Source organism: Pseudomonas umsongensis (assembly GCF_012647205.1).
Lineage (GTDB): Bacteria > Pseudomonadota > Gammaproteobacteria > Pseudomonadales > Pseudomonadaceae > Aquipseudomonas > Aquipseudomonas umsongensis.
Map to the genome: position 1 here is coordinate 3,682,147 of NZ_CP051487.1, position 18,073 is coordinate 3,700,219.

Consider the following 18,073-nt stretch of genomic DNA (forward strand, 5'->3'; position numbering starts at 1 on the left):
CGAGTTCCTGAGTCAACCCTATCTCAAATCGCGCCACGCGCCACTACCTCGATGAAATCGACGAACGGGTTAGGCAACAGAAATTCAGCAAATCCTCCTACATGGCTGGGTTCTTTTACTGACAGCCAACTCGGCGCAGTCGGATTAAGGTCCAGCACCTGTAATTTGTGACAGGTTCCAAGTGGAGTGATTCGCGCTATAAGGAAGTCGAGCCTCCAGCCCTGAATCAGGTGCCTGAAGGACGGCCGCGCGAACCATGCCATCAAGATGTAGGAAGATTCCGCCGCGCCCACGCCGTCAAAGATGATGAATGGGAGATTCAACTATGTACCGTGCCAATATCGGATCAGTTCGATCAACGCCCACACAGGCCAATTTCCAATCACAGGAGAGCCCTCAACCGAAAGCGATCAAGCTGACGGCTCGGGAACAGGAGTGCTTGAAGTGGACAGCTCTGGGCAAATCGTCCTGGGAAATCGCGCAAATCGTTCAATGCACTGAAGCAGGTGTGAATTATCACTTTTGCAATATTCGCCGGAAATTCGGCGTGAGATCGCGCTGGATCGCCATGGTGATGGCACTGCAACAAGGTCTGATCCAGTCACCTTGACCCCCTGTCTCTTCAGCGGTCGGCTTCTCATTGACCCCTGTTGAGACAATTCATGAGTCTGGACCCCATACCTCGATCCCGACCGTTTGACCTCTACCACGCCAGTGCCTGTGACGATGCGCCAGTGTCCCATGGGCACCGACCGAACAAAGGGCTGCGAATCATCATTGCCGACGATCATCCGATCGTACTGACGGGCATCGAAATGGTTCTCTCCTCCTTTACCGATTTCACATGCTCAGTGGTCGCCAAGGCTGAAAATGCCCTGTGCCCTGGTGATCGTCCTGACAATAAACTGACTCCCCCAGGCGCGTCAGGCCGGACGAGCGGCCATCCGCCAGACCCGCGCTACGTCACCCGCTCGTTCACGCAATAGACGCGGTGCTTCGCTGCAGGCTTGCGCCAATGTCATCGGCCCGCTCGTCAGGGCAAACGCGGCGTCGATACCATGGGCATACAAGGCTTGATAGCCCTCGCTCAACGTACCGGCAATGACGATGACCGGAACACCGCATTCACGAGCAATGCGCGCCACGCCAAAGGGTGTCTTGCCGCGCAATGTCTGTGCATCGAAGCGGCCTTCGCCGGTGATCACCAGATCAGCACCGGCAACCGCATCGGCCAGCCCCACCAGCTCGGCGACCACTTCCACCCCGGCCTTGAACTGCGCCCCCAGGAACGCCTTGGCGGCAAACCCCAGGCCGCCTGCTGCGCCGCTGCCCGGTTCGTCGCGCACGTCTTTGCTCAAGGCTTTTGCGCAGTGGTCGGCAAAGTGCCCGAGGGCAAGATCCAGTTGTTCGACCTGCGCAGGCGTTGCGCCTTTTTGCGGGCCGAAAATGGCCGATGCGCCGTGAGCACCGCACAATGGATTGTTCACGTCGGCGGCGATATCGAAGCGCACCTCGGCCAGGCGTGGGTCGATGCCACTCATATCGATGCGGGCCAGCTGTGACAGTGCCAAGCCGCCCGGTGCGAGGATTTGCCCCTGTGCATCGAGCAACTTCACGCCCAAGGCTTGCATTGCCCCTGCGCCGGCGTCATTGGTCGCACTGCCGCCGATGGCAAGAATGATACGTTGCGCCCCGGCGTCGAGGGCAGCGCGAATCAATTCACCGGTGCCGAAAGTGCTGCTGATGCAGGCATCGCGGCGGTCGACCGGAACCAGCTGCAAACCACTGGCTTCGGCCATTTCGATGATCGCCGTGTGGGTGTGGGGCAACCAGCCCCAGGCAGCGTCGACGGCTACGCCGAGCGGCCCGCGAACCGTGGTGCGACGCAGCTCGCCAGCACACGCGGCAAGCACCGACTCGACCGTCCCTTCCCCGCCGTCGGCCATCGGGCATTTGATCAATTGCGCATCGGGCCACACCTCTGCCAGACCGAGGGCAATGGCGTCGGCCACGCCTTGAGCGCTGAGGCTGTCCTTGAACGAGTCGGGGGCGATGACAATTTTCATGGGGATTCTCCAGTTCCAATGCTATCCATGCTGCCAGCCGGCATGAACAATAACGCCAGGCCGCTGCACAACGGGCATCGAGGATTATTGTTCATTCCCACAAATCTTATGCTTTCCCTGTAGGAGCTGCCGCAGGCTGCGATCTTTTGATCTTGACCTTGAAAAGCAAAGTCAAAAGATCGCAGCCTGCGGCAGCTCCTACAGGGGGGGCGGGTTTTGGTCAGGGAGTTGGGGCGGTTTCGGGGAGCAGTTGTACGCCCAGGTAAAGGGCGAGCATACCGTCCAGGCGCAACGGATCAACGCCACTGAGCTCGGCAATCCGCTCCATGCGGTAGCGCAAACTGTTGCGATGAATGCCCAGCGCATCGGCGCAGGCCTGGCTCTGGCCATCGTGTTCGCACCAACTGCGCAAGGTCGCCAGTAACTGGCCGTTGTTGTCCCTGGCAATGACTTTACGCAACGGCTCGAGCAGCTCGTCCAGTGCATCGTCGTTGCGATGGCGCCACAGCAATACCGGCAGCCGATAACGGGTAAGCGTCAGCAAACGGGATTGGGGCAACACCTCGCGCCCATAGGCCAGCAAGTCGCCGACCCGACGATAGCCGCGGCGCAATCCTGTCAGCCCATCCGCCTGCCCACCCACGGCAATGCGCAGGATGTTCCAGCCCAGGCCGTCGAGTTTTTCCAGCAGCCGCTCGTTGTCGACGGCCTGGTTCGTCGGTCGGCACCACAGCAACGAAGACTTGGCCGAACTCACGCACCAACTGTCCGGGTAACGACTGGTCAGCCAGGCGCTGAGCGCTTCGACGGAGTGCCCCGGTCCCTGCTCCTGGCCCAGTTCGAACAGGTAAGGCACCCGCGTCAATTGCGGTTTAAGCCCAAGCTGTTGCGCTTCGTCGATCAAGCGCGGCGAGTTGCCGCCGTCACTCAGCAGCAACGCCAGCAGGTCATCGCAACGCTGGCTCCGCCACTGCTTCTCGGCCTGTTGGTTGCGCTGGCCCACCAGCATCTCGGCGGTCATGCGCACCAGTTCCGCGTAGGTACGCAATTGTTCGGGATCGCCGGTGATGCCCAGCACGCCGATCAAGCGCTGGTCGAGCATCAGCGGCAGGTTGATGCCCGGCTGCACGCCCTTGAGGTGGATCGCGGTCTGTGCGTCGATCTCAACCACACGGCCGTTGGCCAACACCAGTTGCGCGCCTTCATGCCGGGTGTTGACCCGCTCCGGCTCGCCACTGCCGAGGATCAGGCCCTGGCTGTCCATGACGTTGACGTTGTACGGCAGGATGGCCATTGCCCGGTCGACGATGTCCTGGGCCAGGTCGTGATCGAGTTCGAACATAACGGGGTTCCTTGAAACGGGGTGGTCGAGACTCACAGGTTGATCAACGTTACCCTTTGCATCGCCAGAAATCATGATAAAGAGAACTTGCCTGTCACAGGGCTTTTGCCCCGTTATGCCATTGTGGTATTTGATTGAGCCTTTCCCACCGGCAAAAGGATTTCCTCATGAGCTACCGCACGCTGGGTCATTCGGGCCTGCAGGTATCGACCCTGACCCTGGGCACCATGATGTTTGGTGAGCAGACCAATACCGAAGATTCCCTGCGGATCATCGACAAGGCCTGGGACCAGGGCATCAATTTCATCGACACCGCCGACGTCTACACCGATGGCCGTTCTGAAGAAATCGTCGGCGAAGCGATTGCCGGTAACCGTCACGAATGGGTACTGGCGACCAAGGTCGGTTTCGGCCCGGTGGACGGTGTGCCGAACCGCAGCGGCCTGAGCCGCAAGCACATCTTCAACGGCATCGACGCCAGCCTGACGCGCCTGGGCACTGACTATCTCGATATCTATTACCTGCACCGCGAAGACCACAACACGCCGCTGGAGGTCACGGTGTCGGCCATTGGCGACCTGATTCGCCAAGGCAAGATTCGCTATTGGGGCCTGTCGAATTACCGGGGCTGGCGTATCGCCGAGGTGATTCGCGTGGCCGACAAGCTCGGTGTCGACCGGCCGGTGATCAGCCAGCCACTGTACAACATCGTCAACCGCCAGGCAGAAACCGAGCAGATCACTGCCGCGCAGAATTACGGCCTGGGTGTGGTGCCCTACAGTCCGTTGGCCCGCGGCGTGCTCAGCGGCAAATATGCGCCGGACGTCAAGCCGGACGCGAACAGTCGTGCAGGACGTGCCGACAAACGCATCCTGGAAACCGAATGGCGTGTCGAGTCCTTGCGCATCGCCCAGCAGATCCAGCAATACACCCAGGAACGCGGCGTGGGGATCGTCGAGTTCGCCATCGCCTGGGTGCTGAACAACAGCGCCGTGACCTCGGCCATCGTCGGCCCGCGCACTGAAGAACAGTGGGATGCCTACACCAAGGCGCAGGCGGTGAAGATCACGGCTGAGGATGAGGCCTTCATCGATGCGCTGGTGACACCTGGGCATGCTTCGACGCCGGGGTTCAATGATGTGAGTCATTTCGTGTCCGGCCGCAGACCGCGTACCAACTGAACATACAAAACCACTGTAGGAGCGAGCCTGCTTGCGATGGTCGTGAACGATAGCGCGTTAAACCAGACGCCCCGCAGCGCCCTCGGGTTTTTCGCGAGCAGGCTCGCTCCTATAGGGATGTTGTAAATATTGATCATCCGGCCAATATTCAGCACAAAAACCACGTATTCTCCGCACCCCGTTTCACGTTCAACCTCGCGAGGACAGCTTGTCAAAAGGTATCGCTTTATCGGTTTCAGCCTCGGTGCTGTTTGCCGTCATGTATTACTACACTTCGTTGCTCAAACCGTTGAGCGGCGTTGAGATTTTCGGCTGGCGCATGCTGTTGACCGTGCCCTGCATGACCCTGTTCATGCTGGTGTCGGGAGAATGGCGGCGCGTGGCCGACCTGCTGCGTCGGTTCTGCGCCCAACCCAGGTTGATCGGCATCCTGTTCGTCTCGGCGGCGTTGCTGGGCGTCCAGCTTTGGCTGTTCATGTGGGCACCGCTCAACGGCTACAGCCTCGATGTTTCGCTGGGCTACTTCCTGTTACCTCTGGCCATGGTGCTGACCGGGCGCATCGCGTACGGCGAACGCCTGTCTTACCTGCAAAAGATCGCGGTGTTCTTTGCAAGCCTGGGTGTGGTCAATGAGCTGTATCAGGTCGGCGGCTTCTCCTGGGCCACACTGGTAGTGGTCGTGGGTTATCCGCTGTATTTCGTGGTGCGCAAATGGCTGAAGACTGACAACCTCGGCGGACTGTGGGTCGACATGACCCTGATGCTGCCGATCGCGCTCTGGTTCGTGAGCAGTGGTGAGCAGGGCTTTGGAGTCTTCGATCAACACCCGGCATTGACCTGGCTGATTCCCCTGCTGGGCTTGATCAGCGCGTCGGCGCTGGTGGTCTACATCATCGCCAGTCGCTTGCTGCCGTTCAGCCTGTTCGGGTTGTTGAGCTACGTCGAGCCGGTGCTGTTGCTGGGCGTGGCGTTGATGCTGGGGGAAAGCATCAAGCCCGGTGAATGGCTGACCTATATTCCGATCTGGATGGCGGTACTGGTGCTGGTGTTTGAAGGGTTCAAGCATTTGATGCGCCATCGCCGCCCTTAAGGCAACCACAAAACAAATGTGGGAGCGGGCTTGCTCGCGAAAGCGGTGTGCCAGTCACTAGTAACGTTGACTGATACGACGCCTTCGCGAGCAAGCCCGCTCCCACAGTTTTTTACAGCGTTGACCGCTTAGTCAGTGGACAACACACCACGACGTACCTGGTCGCGCTCGATCGATTCGAACAGCGCCTTGAAGTTGCCTTCACCGAAGCCGTCATCACCCTTGCGCTGGATGAATTCGAAGAACACCGGCCCCATCAGGGTTTCCGAGAAGATCTGCAGCAGCAGGCGCTTGTCGCCCGACTCGGACGAACCGTCCAGCAGGATGCCGCGCGCCTGCAACTCGCCTACCGGCTCCCCGTGGTTGGGCAGACGGCCTTCGAGCATTTCGTAGTAGGTGTCCGGCGGCGCGGTCATGAAGCGCATGCCGATACTTTTCAGGTGATCCCAGGTCTTGATCAGGTCATCGCTGAGGAAGGCCACGTGCTGGATGCCCTCGCCGTTGAACTGCATCAGGAATTCTTCGATCTGCCCGGCGCCCTTGGACGATTCTTCGTTCAGCGGGATGCGGATCATGCCGTCTGGCGCGGTCATGGCCTTGGAGGTCAGGCCGGTGTATTCGCCCTTGATGTCGAAGTAACGGATTTCACGGAAGTTGAACAGTTTCTCGTAGAAGTTCGCCCAGTAGGCCATGCGACCGCGGTACACGTTGTGGGTCAGGTGATCGATGATCTTCAGGCCAGCCCCGACCGGGTGACGGTCAACGCCGTCGATGAACACGAAGTCGATGTCGTAGATCGAGCTGCCTTCACCGAAACGGTCGATCAGGTACAGCGGCGCACCGCCGATGCCCTTGATCGCCGGCAGGTTCAGCTCCATCGGGCCAGTCTCGATGTGGATCGGCTGGGCGCCGAGTTCCAGGGCACGCTTGTAGGCCTTTTGCGAATCCTTGACACGGAAGGCCATGCCGCACACCGATGGACCGTGCTCGGCGGCAAAGTACGAGGCGACGCTGTGGGGTTCGTTGTTGAGGATCAGGTTGATCGCGCCCTGGCGATACAGGTGCACGTCCTTGGAACGATGGGTCGCGACCTTGGTGAAGCCCATGATCTCAAAGATCGGCTCCAGGGTATTGGGGGTCGGCGATGCAAGTTCGATGAACTCGAAGCCCATCAGGCCCATTGGGTTTTCGTATAAATCTGCCATGGTTGGCGCCTCATCATGCTTTAGGAATTAACCGCTGAAATTAACAAGCGTTAGTTGCTAGCAATGCTGAGAGCGGTGGGTGGCGCACAGGAGATGCCCCGCACGCTGCGGGCGAGGAAATCACCGTAGATCAATTGAAACCCGAATATCTTCATTGTCGACCCAAGGCTCTGAGGGCGAGGCTTCTGCTGCCAGAAGACGATTATTATTGTATGCGTAACCTAATTCTACACAGCGTAACTCAATTTGTCCGCCTTCTGTATCAAATCCCCTTTTCCCCATGGCGCGCAAGGGCTTTGTTACACAAGAAAATCCCCATTGGAATCATCCCTCGGCACAAGTGCCAAGGGCCAACTATCCTGCCTCTTGCTTGAACGCTTGATGGGAAGCATCACTTCCCGCCAGGCGTTGAGAGCCCCACTTCAGCGATACAGGTTTCGCGAATGCCACTGAAAACCAACGCCCACCCGAGAGGCATCAGGCTCGCTGTAACCTTGTTGAGTGGACTGCTGCCGATCCTGCTGGGTTTCGTCATTCTTTACATGCAGGCCGAACGCGTACTCAGGCTCAGCAGCCAACAAACCGCCGAAGAAGCGACTCGCCAATTCGAACTGATGCTCGACAACACCGCCCAGGCAGCGCGCGAGTTGCTGCCGTTGGCTGGCCAAAGTTGCATTGACGTCAACCTCGCGTTGCGCGAGCAGGTGACACGGCGTCCATTCGTGCGCTCAACCAACCTGCTATGGGACGACACTGTCTATTGCAGTTCCCTGTTCGGTGACTATCACGAAAAAATGGCTTCCGGAGATTTTGCCAACGGCCAGTTGTTGCTGATGAAAGGCAACCCGGTGACGCCCGACACCGCGTTATTGGTTTATCGACTCAGCGACGGTAAACGGGGCGCCATGAGCACGCTGGACGGTTACCACCTGAGTAATATCCTGCGCCTGATCGGGCGCCAGACACTGTTGTTGTTGCAAGTCGGGCCGCACTGGTTATCCGCCGACGGCAGTTTTCACGAAGGCGATCCACCCGAGTTCCCCATCGCACAAAACACGCTGGCATCTTCGCGTTATCCCTTCAGCGTAACGGCCGGTTTCCCCGAAGGCGAAGTGTGGCGCTACATGAGCAGTGAATATCCGCCACTGTTCAGTTTGTTGCTGTTCTTCGGTGTGATTGCCGGTTTTATCGGGCACGTCATACAGAAGCGTTCCTCGTCGCCAACCCTTGAGATGCAGCGCGCACTGGACGCGGCGGAATTCGTTCCGTACTTCCAGCCAGTGGTGCATGCGCTGAGCAAAAAATGCACGGGAGTCGAGGTACTGATGCGCTGGAACCATCCCAAGGAAGGTTTGGTCAGCGCCGATCTGTTCATTCCGTTTGCCGAACACAGCGGGCTGATCGTGCCGATGACGCGCTCGATCATGCAACAAACCGCCAGGCTGTTGGCACCGAAGTCGGCGTCGTTCGATGAGCCGTTCCATGTGGGCATCAATATCACCGCCAATCATTGCCAGGATCTTGCGCTGGTCGAGGATTGCCGGCAATTCCTCGCCGCCTTTGCCCCGGGCTCCATACACCTGGTGCTGGAGTTGACCGAGCGCAAACTGATCGAGCCCTCGGCCATTACCCATCAATTGTTCGAGCAACTGCATGAGCTTGGCGTAATGATCGCCATCGACGACTTCGGCACCGGCCACTCGAGCCTCGGTTACCTGCGCCAGTTCAACGTGGATTTCCTGAAAATCGACCAGAGCTTCGTCGCCATGATCGGCATCGATACCCTCTCCAGCCACATTCTGGAAAGCATCATCGAGTTGGCGGCCAAGCTTGACCTGGCAATGGTTGCCGAAGGTGTGGAAACCCAGGAGCAAAGTGACTACCTGACGGCCCACAACGTGAACTACCTGCAAGGTTATCTGTTTGGTCGGCCGATACCCGCCGCCGATTTCATTAATGCATTAAGTGATGATTAACTAGTGGCCTTTAGCAGCGATTCAACGACACACCGCACTCCTCCATTTGAATCAAGTACAACTCTTGTTACATGAACAAAAAGTCATGATTTACTCTTGCCCCATTAACTACTACAATTTTTCATGCCTGCATCAGATTGGCAGGTGTGGCATCTAATCCCCGAGTCGCTTCAAGGCTCTTGGCTTATAGCTTTGTTTGCGGTTGGTATCAGCCAAACACACTATTGGAGTAAAGATATTGTCCAGACTCGCTGAATTTCGTGCAGCTGAAAAGGCCCTTCAAGAGCAGCTCAAGCAGCTTGAATCCCTGAAGAACGATGCCGGGCTCAAGAAAGAAATCGAATTCGAAGAAAAGCTCCAGGGGCTGATGAAAACCTACGGCAAGAGCCTGCGCGACATCATCGCCATCCTCGACCCGAACCCGGCAAAATCCGGTCTGCAACAGGCCGCTCCAAAGACCCGCCGCGCCCGCGTGGTCAAGGTTTATCAGAACCCGCATACCGGCGAGCTGATTGAAACCAAGGGCGGCAACCACCGTGGACTGAAGGCCTGGAAGGAACAATACGGTGCCGCCACCGTTGATTCCTGGCTGCGCGGCTAAACCCTCGCACTGAAAAAACAAAGCCCTGCACCTGCAGGGCTTTTTTTCATTGAAGGCATCTAAAGGCAAGGCTGACCGGTACTTTTCCGGCAACTTTGTGCTTAATCCTTTTGGCTATCTAACGCCGTCGGCACAGACATGAAATCGGTGCCCATTGAAGCCTTCAGCTAAAGTTTCAAGCCGTTACGAGCCGCCTCTATTTCATTCTGACTGGCCTTATAAGCTTCGGCCTGCCCGGCGTAGGAAAATACGTAGGCCTTATCGGCATCCACCGCGGCAACCAATGTTTGAGACAGCACATGCCGACCGTTTTGTGTGATGGTGCAAGTGGTTTCCAGCGCCGGCAAGCGACTCAAGGTGGCCGAGTGAATCCGGTTGCAAACACTTTGATAACCACCCCGGAAAAAGTCTTTCTGCACTGATTTGCGCATCTCCAGCAACACAGCTTCCAGGTTCACCTGGTGATCGGGTTGCACCCGGCTCACGGTCAATTCCATCACCATCAACGGCATGCCTTGCGCGTCGTTCTTGACCGCGCGCTGGCGACTGACACCGGAGCCAGCTTCGCCTTGGGCAACGGCTTCGACCTGCCAGCCCGGCGGCCACGCCACGACGGGCTCATCGGCGTGAGCCCGGGCCAACACAGAAAGCACACCACTCAGGATAATCAACGACCTGCACAATCGAATCATTACCATCAACACCCAGCCAGTTAGCCCTGAAGTTTGATCTTCGGCCAGCGGTCAGGCAATAGCAGACGCTTTGGGTTTGGTGATGTCGCAACCCATGCGTATCATTGTCGGCAGCCCCATTTAATTTCCGGAGGGCCCATGAGCCTGCAAGATCTGAACACCTTCCCCGGCGTGACTGCACAGCCTGACACCGCCACCCAGAAATTTGTCTTCAACCACACCATGTTGCGGGTCAAGGACATCACCAAGTCCCTGGACTTCTACACGCGCGTTCTCGGCTTCTCGCTGGTGGAGAAACGCGATTTTCCAGAAGCTGAATTCAGCCTGTACTTCCTCGCCCTGGTCGACAAGCGTCAGATTCCGGCCGATGCCGCCGAGCGCACGCAATGGATGAAGTCGATCCCGGGCATTCTGGAACTGACCCATAACCACGGCACCGAGAACGATGCGGACTTCACCTATCACAACGGCAATACCGACCCGCGCGGATTCGGCCACATCTGCATCTCGGTGCCGGACATCGTGGCTGCGTGCGAACGCTTCGAAGCGCTGGGCTGCGATTTCCAGAAGCGCCTGAACGATGGCCGCATGAAGAGCCTGGCGTTCATCAAGGACCCGGATGGGTATTGGGTCGAAATCATCCAGCCAGCCCCCCTGTAAAAATCTGGCTTGATCGTTATGATCGTTCCCACGCTCTGCGTGGGAATGCAGCCTGGGACGCTCCGCGTCCCAAAAAGCGTGACGCGGAGCGTCACGGGAGGCGTTACCACGCAGAGCGTGGGAACGATCAGCAAAAAAAACCCCATGATCATTCATGGGGTTTTGTGTTTTCAGCGCCCGGTTTACGCCGGGGCCGAGGTGCGAATCAAGTGGTCGAATGCGCTAAGGGAAGCCTTGGCGCCCTCGCCCACCGCGATCACGATCTGCTTGTAGGGCACCGTGGTCACATCGCCTGCCGCGAACACACCCGGTATCGATGTCTCGCCACGGGCATCGACGATGATCTCGCCACGCGGCGACAACTCAATGGTGCCCTTGAGCCAATCGGTATTGGGCAACAGACCGATCTGCACAAAGATCCCTTCCAGTTCCACGCTGCGCAATTCGTCGCTCTCGCGATCTTTATAGCGCAAGCCGTTGACCTTCTGCCCGTCGCCCATCACTTCAGTGGTTTGCGCACGGGTGATCACCGTCACGTTCGGCAGGCTGTGCAACTTGCGCTGCAATACCGCATCGGCACGCAGCTGCACATCGAACTCCAGCAGCGTGACATGGGCCACGATACCGGCCAGGTCGATGGCCGCTTCGACGCCTGAGTTACCGCCGCCAATCACCGCCACACGCTTGCCTTTGAACAACGGGCCGTCGCAGTGCGGGCAGTACGCCACGCCCTTGTTGCGATATTCCTGCTCACCGGGCACGTTCATTTCGCGCCAGCGTGCACCCGTGGCTACGATCACCGTCCTGGCTTTGAGTTTCGCGCCGCTGGCGAAGTGGACTTCGTGCAGCTCGCCGTCTTTGCCCGGCAGCAATTTGTCGGCGCGCTGCAGGTTCATGATGTCCACGTCGTACTGCTTGACGTGCTCTTCAAGCGCGACCGCCAGTTTTGGCCCTTCGGTTTCCTGCACGGAGATGAAGTTTTCGATGGCCATGGTATCCAGCACCTGGCCACCAAAACGTTCGGCAGCGACACCGGTGCGAATGCCTTTGCGCGCGGCATAGATGGCCGCCGCAGCACCGGCCGGGCCACCGCCCACCACCAGTACGTCAAAGGCTTCCTTGGCGCTGATCTTCTCGGCCTGGCGCTCGATGCCGCTGGTGTCGATTTTGCCGAGGATTTCTTCCAGGCCCATGCGGCCCTGGCCGAAGTTCACGCCGTTGAGGTAGATACTCGGTACCGCCATGATCTGGCGCTCATCGACTTCAGCCTGGAACAGCGCGCCGTCTATGGCGACGTGGCGGATATTGGGGTTGAGTACCGCCATCAGGTTCAACGCCTGGACCACGTCCGGGCAGTTCTGGCAGGACAGCGAGAAATACGTCTCGAAGTTGAATTCGCCCTTGAGCGAGCGGATCTGTTCGATCACTTCGACACTGGCCTTGGAGGGGTGGCCGCCGACTTGCAGCAAAGCCAGCACCAGGGAAGTGAATTCATGGCCCATGGGGATGCCAGCGAAACGCAGGCTGATATCCGCGCCGGGGCGGTTGATCGAGAACGATGGCTTGCGTGCATCGTCACCGTTATCGAGCAAGCTGATCTGGCTGGAAAGACTGGCAACGTCTTTCAGCAGTGCGAGCATTTCCTGGGATTTCGCACCGTCGTCGAGGGAGGCAACGATCTCGATCGGCTGGGTGACCCGTTCCAGGTACGATTTCAACTGGGCTTTAAGATTGGCGTCCAACATACGGGCGATTTCCATGCTGTTTGGTGAAGAGACGGAGACGAAAAAAAACGCCCGAGCGAATCTCGCCCGGGCGTTTTTATTGGGCGGTGCAGCTTGCTTAGGTGCGGAAGTCCGCCCTGATGAAGCGCGTCACAGACTTAGATCTTGCCAACCAGGTCCAGGGACGGCGCCAGAGTGGCCTCGCCTTCTTTCCACTTGGCTGGGCAAACCTGGCCCGGGTGAGCAGCGACGTATTGGGCAGCCTTGATCTTGCGCAGCAGCTCGCTAGCGTCACGGCCAACACCGCCGTCGTTCAGTTCAACGATCTTGATCTGGCCTTCAGGGTTGATCACGAAGGTGCCACGGTCAGCCAGGCCAGCTTCTTCGATCAGTACGTCGAAGTTGCGGGAGATGGCGTGGGTCGGGTCGCCGATCATGGTGTACTGGATCTTGCCGATGGCTGGCGAAGTGTTGTGCCAGGCAGCGTGGGCGAAATGGGTGTCGGTGGAAACACTGTAGATCTCGACGCCCAGCTTCTGGAACGCGTCGTAGTTGTCAGCGAGGTCTTCCAGCTCGGTCGGGCAGACGAAGGTGAAGTCGGCCGGGTAGAAGAACACCACCGACCACTTGCCTTTAAGGTCAGCGTCCGAGACTTTTACGAAGTCGCCATTTTTGAATGCGTCAGCTTTGAACGGTTTAACTTGGCTGTTGATGATAGGCATCGTTGACTCTCCGTCAGGGGTTAAGAAGTTGATGGAGAGAACTTTACCCACTCGACGGACGGTTGGCTCATTGGCAAACCTCATGCCGCTGATTGGCTTTCGCTATTAGCAGACTGTATTGATAGAAGAAAACCGAATTTACCCCGACAATGCTAGAATGCGTTTTTCGTGGTACGTACCACACAGCAAAACAGCAGGAGATCTCATGGCCCGTGGCGGCGTGAACAAACAAGTGGTGCAAGCGGCGCGATTGGCGATCCTGGCCCGCGGCGAAAATCCCAGCATCGATGCCGTACGGATCGAAATGGGCAATACCGGCTCGAAAACCACGATCCATCGCTACATGAAGGAGCTCGATGATAGCACCCCGGGGCCAGACGAAGCCCCTTCCGAGCCGATCGACGAAGAGTTGCTGGCGCTGGTAACACGCCTCGCGCAGCGCCTTAAAGAGCAGGCGCAGGAACCCATTGACCAGGCCCGCGAACAGTACGAGCAACAACGCAAGGCGCTGGAAACGCAACTGCAGCAAGCCGAGCAAGCCAATACGCAACTGCAGCAACACTACGAGCTGCAGAGCCTGGCACTGACCCAGGAATCCGAGGCACTGCAAAGCACGCGCACCCTGCTTCAGGGTGAACAAACGCGCAATGCCGGGCAGACTCAGGCACTGGCTGATTTTGAGCTGCGCCTGCAGGACAAAGACGAGCAGATTCGCTCGCTGGAAGAAAAACACCTGCACAGTCGTGATGCCCTGGAGCACTACCGCAACGCGATCAACGAGCAGCGCGAGCAAGAGCAAAGCCGCCACGAAGGCCAGGTACAGCAACTGCAGATGGAGTTGCGCCAAGCCCAACAAAGCGCCTTGGTACGCCAGGACGAAATCACCCAGTTGCACCGCGACAACGAACGCCTGCTGACGGAGAATCGCGGCACACTGCGCGAGCTGAGCCTGCTGCAAGAGCAACTCAAGCAAAGCAACACCCGCCAGGATCAACTGCTCGACCAGGCCACGCGTGTCGACAGCGAGCGCACCCTCCTCCAGGAACGCCTGCGCGTAGCCATGCTGGAAAGCCAGGCGCTCAAGCAGAGCGTCGAGGAACAAGCGCAGGTTAACAAGGCACTGGAAATCGAACTGCAGAAAGCCCGGGCCGACCTCGAAAAAAGCCTACGCCTGGCCGCTGCCAATGCAGCAGCGCCAGACGTCGCCAGGGTCGATTAAGCGCCGACCGGTGTACGCAGGGTGACAAACTCTTCGGCGGCCGTCGGGTGCACACCGATGGTTTCGTCGAAGTGGCGCTTGGTGGCGCCGGCCTTCAAGGCGATAGCCAGGCCCTGGACAATTTCGCCAGCCTCCGGCCCCACCATGTGGCAGCCCAGCACCTTGTCGGTCTGGGCATCCACCACCAGTTTCATCAGCGTGCGCTCCTGACATTCGGTCAGGGTCAGCTTCATCGGCCGGAAGCGGCTTTCGAAGATCTGTACCTCGTGGCCCGCCTCGCGCGCTTCTTCCTCGGTGAGGCCGACCGTGCCGATATTGGGCAGGCTGAACACCGCCGTCGGGATCATCTTGTAATCCACCGGGCGATACTGCTCAGGCTTGAACAAGCGCCGCGCCACCGCCATGCCTTCAGCCAGCGCCACCGGCGTCAGCTGCACCCGGCCGATCACATCGCCCAGGGCCAGGATCGAAGGCTCGGCCGTCTGGTACAGGTCGTCCACCTCGACGAAGCCTTTCTGATCGAGCTTCACCGCGGTATTTTCCAGCCCGAGATTGTCCAGCATCGGACGTCGACCGGTGGCGTAGAACACGCAATCGGCCTCCAACTGACGACCATCCTTGAGCGTCACTTTCAAGCTGCCATCGGCTTGCTTGTCGATACGCTCGATGTCGGCATTGAATTGCAGGTCCATGCCGCGCTTGGTCAGCTCTTCCTGCAGATGCTTGCGCACGGAACCGTCAAAGCCCCGCAGGAACAGCTCACCGCGATACAACAACGTGGTCTGCGCGCCCAGGCCGTGGAAGATCCCGGCGAATTCGACGGCAATGTAACCACCGCCCACCACCAGCACACGCTTGGGCAGTTCCTTGAGGAAGAACGCCTGGTTGGAACTGATCGCGTGCTCGTGCCCCGGAATCTCGGGAATCTGCGGCCAGCCACCGGTAGCGATCAGAATGTTCTTAGCCGTGTGGCGCTCGCCATTGATCTCGACCGTATGCGGGTCGACGATCTTGGCGTGGCCTTCGTGCAGCGTCACGCCACTGTTGACCAGCAGGTTGCGGTAAATGCCGTTGAGGCGATTGATCTCGCGATCCTTGTTGGCGATCAGCGTCGCCCAGTCGAACTGCGCCTCATCCAGGCTCCAGCCAAAACCCGAAGCCTGCTCGAAGTCCTCGGCGAAATGCGCGCCGTACACCAGCAGCTTTTTCGGCACGCAGCCGACGTTTACGCAAGTACCGCCCAGGTAGCGACTCTCGGCCACCGCCACTGTCGCGCCGAAGCCGGCCGCAAACCGGGCCGCCCGCACACCGCCAGAACCGGCGCCAATCACATAAAGGTCAAAATCGTAGGCCATTTTCAATCTCCTCGGCAGGCAAACAGCATACCCATAGACACTCCCGGGGCAAGTGCTGCGTTGGATCTGAGGCCGAAATTGAAAAAATACTCCAGCGATCCGCCCTCCGACCTGATTTTCAATTAATTGCTGTGATCCGGGTATTTGCCAACGCCTGGAATCTTCTGGAACTCCTACGGTTTTCGGACCAGAGCAGTTGCAGTCGCGGTCGCAATAACATGTCCACCCTGCTCAAGCTCACCAGAGAGAAAGCAAACCTGCCCTCCCCGCCTAACCACACACCCCCTACCAATAAGCACCCCAACCTTCGCTGGAGCATGAAAATTCACGTTTAGGCTCAAGGTTGGCGCAAACTCACCTTCTTTAAGCGTTGCGGCTAGCGCTGGACCCATCGTGTCATCAAGCATCGCCGCGAGAAACCCACCTTGTACATTGCCCACGGGGTTAGTAAAGGCCTCGGTAGCCTCAAACGAGCGCTCAATACTTCCTTCGCTCTCATCAATATTCAATACTTTTATTCCTAGTGTTTCAGCAGCCTTCGGTGGGGGTAAATCACCTTCCTGAACCATCCAAAAAAAAAAATGCCTTTCTGTCCATGACGTACTCTCCGCAACTTAATCATTAACTCTTACTACGTTTTCGATCCATACCCCTCTGCAGATTGCGTTTTCGCTGTTCGCAGAGTGCGCCAAGCAATCAAAATGGCCATAAGTGCCAAGCCGAAGGTCACCCACGAAATCAAACCGATTCCACCTTCGAATGCCCTTCCCGCCTGCGCCATCAATTCCCTTGCTTGATCAGCCGACAAGTGTGCCGCCACATGATAAGCGCCAGACAGCGTCTCACTTGCCAGCAGCATCTGCACTTCGCTCAGGAACCCCGGAAGCTGCAGTGCATCACGATAGTAGGCGGTGACGACACCGCCGAGCACTGTCGTCCCCAAAACTACGCCCACTTCATAGGCCGTTTCGCTAATGGCCGACGCGGCGCCCGCCTTCGCCGGTGGTGCAGCTGACAAAATCACATCATTGGACACCGTCGCGATCGCGCCCACGCCAATGTTCAGCAAGGCAAAAGCCACCACTAGAACGGTCAGGCTACTGCCCATGATGGCGACCAGCAAAAACGCCGACCCAGCAAACGCCATCAAAATTGGTATCAGCACATGCACTTGTATTCGCTGCGCGACAGGCACGACCGCCATCCCCACGACAATCGCCACGACCTGACCAGGAACCAACGCGAGACTGGCACTCAAGGGCGACATCTGAAGTACGATCTGCAAGAACTGAGTGGTAAAGAATACGAAGCCAACGAGGAACGCGAGACTCATCAAATTGATCGCGACAGAGCCGCTAAAGGTGCCACTGCGGAACAGACTCAGGTCCATCAGCGGCATTGGCAGACTTAACTGTCGACGCACAAACATCCAGCCCGCTACTGAGCCTACTGCAAATGCGGTCAGCGCCATCCAGTCGATGCCATTACTGGCGCTGTGTTTGATGCCATAAACAATGGCACCAAGCGCGAACATCGATTGCAGGATGCTTATCGGATCCAACGGTCCTGAAGCATCTCGCCCGGATTCGGGCAACAACAGTGGCCCCAACACCAGCAATGGCACCAACACGGGCACCGCCAACAGAAAAATCGACCCCCAACTGAAGAATTCCAGCAACACTCCACCCACCAAAGGACCGAGTGCCGAACCGACCGTCAATGTCGTTGCCCAGATCGCGACTGCCAGTCTGCGTTCTTCTCGGTCCTCGAACACCGATCGTATCAACGCTAACGTTGAGGGCATCAACATCGCACCGAAAACGCCCATACAAGCTCGCCCGGCAATCAGTTGCATGGAGGTATCGGAATACGCTGTTAGCACCGACACAATCGCAAAACCCAAGGACCCGGCCAGCAACAACTTACGATGACCGACTCGATCTCCCAGACTACCCATCGACACCAGCAACCCCGCCAATACCAGCGAATAAGCATCGATCATCCACAACTGCTGGCTAGCGCTCGGACGCAGGGCCCCGGCAATCTTTGGCAGCGCAAATCCAAGCACCGTATTGTCAACTGTCACCAGCAAAACAGGCAGCATCAGCACGCTTAGGCCTAGCCAACGCTTTGATCTCGCTCCGCGGTGAGCCGCCTCATTTATTAATGCCATGAGTAAAACTCCTTACTGCACACAAAAAATTCACGGGACATTTTTCGTTGCACCCGTGAAGCGTTTC

Annotated in this window: 17 protein-coding genes; 7 read left to right on the plus strand and 10 right to left on the minus strand. The window is 58.1% G+C overall.

The window, feature by feature from the left end; genetic code table 11:
* Positions 1–23 precede the first annotated feature (23 nt).
* Positions 24–323, minus strand: a complete 300-nt coding sequence (locus HGP31_RS16600; RefSeq protein WP_042955339.1) for a hypothetical protein — start codon at positions 321–323, stop codon at positions 24–26.
* A 2-nt stretch (positions 324–325) separates the two neighbouring features.
* On the opposite strand from HGP31_RS16600, the gene HGP31_RS16605 reads away from it, so the two are divergent.
* Positions 326–610 carry a helix-turn-helix transcriptional regulator gene (locus HGP31_RS16605; protein WP_033040402.1) on the plus strand — a complete coding sequence of 95 codons (285 nt, stop codon included), beginning with the start codon at positions 326–328 and terminating at the stop codon, positions 608–610.
* 313 nt (positions 611–923) lie between these two features.
* Here the strand turns inward: HGP31_RS16605 and HGP31_RS16610 are convergent, their stop codons facing one another.
* Together HGP31_RS16610 and HGP31_RS16615 are read right to left on the minus strand one after the other, a co-directional pair.
* Positions 924–2,066, minus strand: a complete 1,143-nt coding sequence (locus HGP31_RS16610; protein ID WP_168758234.1) for a glycerate kinase — start codon at positions 2,064–2,066, stop codon at positions 924–926.
* 220 nt (positions 2,067–2,286) lie between these two features.
* Positions 2,287–3,408 (minus strand): sugar diacid recognition domain-containing protein, encoded by a 1,122-nt coding sequence (locus HGP31_RS16615; protein WP_168758235.1) that lies wholly within the window; start codon positions 3,406–3,408, stop codon positions 2,287–2,289.
* 167 nt (positions 3,409–3,575) lie between these two features.
* Between HGP31_RS16615 and HGP31_RS16620 the strand changes: the two genes are divergently transcribed.
* Together HGP31_RS16620 and rarD are read left to right on the plus strand one after the other, a co-directional pair.
* The gene (locus tag HGP31_RS16620; RefSeq protein ID WP_168758236.1) at positions 3,576–4,589 is read left to right on the plus strand and encodes an aldo/keto reductase; all 1,014 of its coding nucleotides are present in this window, start codon (positions 3,576–3,578) and stop codon (positions 4,587–4,589) included.
* Between the two features lie 208 nt (positions 4,590–4,797).
* Positions 4,798–5,679: an EamA family transporter RarD gene (gene rarD, locus HGP31_RS16625; protein ID WP_168758237.1), complete on the plus strand. Its 882-nt coding sequence runs from the start codon at positions 4,798–4,800 to the stop codon at positions 5,677–5,679.
* A 128-nt stretch (positions 5,680–5,807) separates the two neighbouring features.
* Here rarD and hppD read toward each other — a convergent pair whose 3' ends face one another.
* Entirely contained in the window at positions 5,808–6,884 is a 1,077-nt protein-coding gene (gene hppD, locus HGP31_RS16630; protein WP_020797211.1) for a 4-hydroxyphenylpyruvate dioxygenase, read from the minus strand.
* A gap of 443 nt (positions 6,885–7,327) precedes the next feature.
* Between hppD and HGP31_RS16635 the strand changes: the two genes are divergently transcribed.
* Positions 7,328–8,860: an EAL domain-containing protein gene (locus tag HGP31_RS16635; protein ID WP_168758238.1), complete on the plus strand. Its 1,533-nt coding sequence runs from the start codon at positions 7,328–7,330 to the stop codon at positions 8,858–8,860.
* Between the two features lie 238 nt (positions 8,861–9,098).
* On the plus strand, positions 9,099–9,461 hold the full coding sequence (locus tag HGP31_RS16640) for a histone-like nucleoid-structuring protein, MvaT/MvaU family (protein WP_008065377.1): 363 nt from the start codon (positions 9,099–9,101) through the stop codon (positions 9,459–9,461).
* A gap of 167 nt (positions 9,462–9,628) precedes the next feature.
* On the opposite strand, the gene HGP31_RS16645 is transcribed toward HGP31_RS16640, so the two are convergent.
* Complete coding sequence (locus tag HGP31_RS16645; RefSeq protein ID WP_168758239.1) at positions 9,629–10,153, minus strand: DUF4946 domain-containing protein; 525 nt, start codon at positions 10,151–10,153, stop codon at positions 9,629–9,631.
* Positions 10,154–10,291: 138 nt separating this feature from the next.
* On the opposite strand from HGP31_RS16645, the gene gloA reads away from it, so the two are divergent.
* The gene (gloA, locus tag HGP31_RS16650; RefSeq protein ID WP_168758240.1) at positions 10,292–10,813 is read left to right on the plus strand and encodes a lactoylglutathione lyase; all 522 of its coding nucleotides are present in this window, start codon (positions 10,292–10,294) and stop codon (positions 10,811–10,813) included.
* A 182-nt stretch (positions 10,814–10,995) separates the two neighbouring features.
* Here the strand turns inward: gloA and ahpF are convergent, their stop codons facing one another.
* Both ahpF and ahpC read right to left on the minus strand, forming a co-directional pair.
* On the minus strand, positions 10,996–12,558 hold the full coding sequence (gene ahpF, locus HGP31_RS16655; protein WP_168758241.1) for an alkyl hydroperoxide reductase subunit F: 1,563 nt from the start codon (positions 12,556–12,558) through the stop codon (positions 10,996–10,998).
* Positions 12,559–12,695: 137 nt separating this feature from the next.
* Positions 12,696–13,259 (minus strand): alkyl hydroperoxide reductase subunit C, encoded by a 564-nt coding sequence (gene ahpC, locus HGP31_RS16660; RefSeq protein WP_007975937.1) that lies wholly within the window; start codon positions 13,257–13,259, stop codon positions 12,696–12,698.
* A 205-nt stretch (positions 13,260–13,464) separates the two neighbouring features.
* Between ahpC and HGP31_RS16665 the strand changes: the two genes are divergently transcribed.
* On the plus strand, positions 13,465–14,478 hold the full coding sequence (locus HGP31_RS16665) for a DNA-binding protein (RefSeq protein WP_020797216.1): 1,014 nt from the start codon (positions 13,465–13,467) through the stop codon (positions 14,476–14,478).
* Here HGP31_RS16665 and gorA read toward each other — a convergent pair.
* From gorA to HGP31_RS16680, 3 genes are all read right to left on the minus strand, one after another.
* Entirely contained in the window at positions 14,475–15,833 is a 1,359-nt protein-coding gene (gene gorA, locus HGP31_RS16670) for a glutathione-disulfide reductase (RefSeq protein ID WP_083349195.1), read from the minus strand. The genes HGP31_RS16665 and gorA overlap by 4 nt on opposite strands.
* A gap of 173 nt (positions 15,834–16,006) precedes the next feature.
* Positions 16,007–16,402: a PaaI family thioesterase gene (locus HGP31_RS16675; protein ID WP_168758242.1), complete on the minus strand. Its 396-nt coding sequence runs from the start codon at positions 16,400–16,402 to the stop codon at positions 16,007–16,009.
* A 62-nt stretch (positions 16,403–16,464) separates the two neighbouring features.
* Entirely contained in the window at positions 16,465–18,006 is a 1,542-nt protein-coding gene (locus tag HGP31_RS16680; RefSeq protein ID WP_110747753.1) for an MFS transporter, read from the minus strand.
* Positions 18,007–18,073 lie beyond the last annotated feature (67 nt).

Bases quoted from the DNA above. Each gene is read 5' to 3' on its own strand.
- HGP31_RS16605 (WP_033040402.1), top strand. From the start codon at position 326: ATGTACCGTGCCAATATCGGATCAGTTCGATCAACGCCCACACAGGCC.
- HGP31_RS16610 (WP_168758234.1), bottom strand. From the start codon at position 2,066: ATGAAAATTGTCATCGCCCCCGACTCGTTCAAGGACAGCCTCAGCGCT.
- HGP31_RS16615 (WP_168758235.1), bottom strand. From the start codon at position 3,408: ATGTTCGAACTCGATCACGACCTGGCCCAGGACATCGTCGACCGGGCA.
- HGP31_RS16620 (WP_168758236.1), top strand. From the start codon at position 3,576: ATGAGCTACCGCACGCTGGGTCATTCGGGCCTGCAGGTATCGACCCTG.
- hppD (WP_020797211.1), bottom strand. From the start codon at position 6,884: ATGGCAGATTTATACGAAAACCCAATGGGCCTGATGGGCTTCGAGTTC.
- HGP31_RS16635 (WP_168758238.1), top strand. From the start codon at position 7,328: ATGCCACTGAAAACCAACGCCCACCCGAGAGGCATCAGGCTCGCTGTA.
- HGP31_RS16645 (WP_168758239.1), bottom strand. From the start codon at position 10,153: ATGATTCGATTGTGCAGGTCGTTGATTATCCTGAGTGGTGTGCTTTCT.
- gloA (WP_168758240.1), top strand. From the start codon at position 10,292: ATGAGCCTGCAAGATCTGAACACCTTCCCCGGCGTGACTGCACAGCCT.
- ahpF (WP_168758241.1), bottom strand. From the start codon at position 12,558: ATGTTGGACGCCAATCTTAAAGCCCAGTTGAAATCGTACCTGGAACGG.
- ahpC (WP_007975937.1), bottom strand. From the start codon at position 13,259: ATGCCTATCATCAACAGCCAAGTTAAACCGTTCAAAGCTGACGCATTC.
- HGP31_RS16665 (WP_020797216.1), top strand. From the start codon at position 13,465: ATGGCCCGTGGCGGCGTGAACAAACAAGTGGTGCAAGCGGCGCGATTG.
- gorA (WP_083349195.1), bottom strand. From the start codon at position 15,833: ATGGCCTACGATTTTGACCTTTATGTGATTGGCGCCGGTTCTGGCGGT.
- HGP31_RS16675 (WP_168758242.1), bottom strand. From the start codon at position 16,402: ATGGTTCAGGAAGGTGATTTACCCCCACCGAAGGCTGCTGAAACACTA.
- HGP31_RS16680 (WP_110747753.1), bottom strand. From the start codon at position 18,006: ATGGCATTAATAAATGAGGCGGCTCACCGCGGAGCGAGATCAAAGCGT.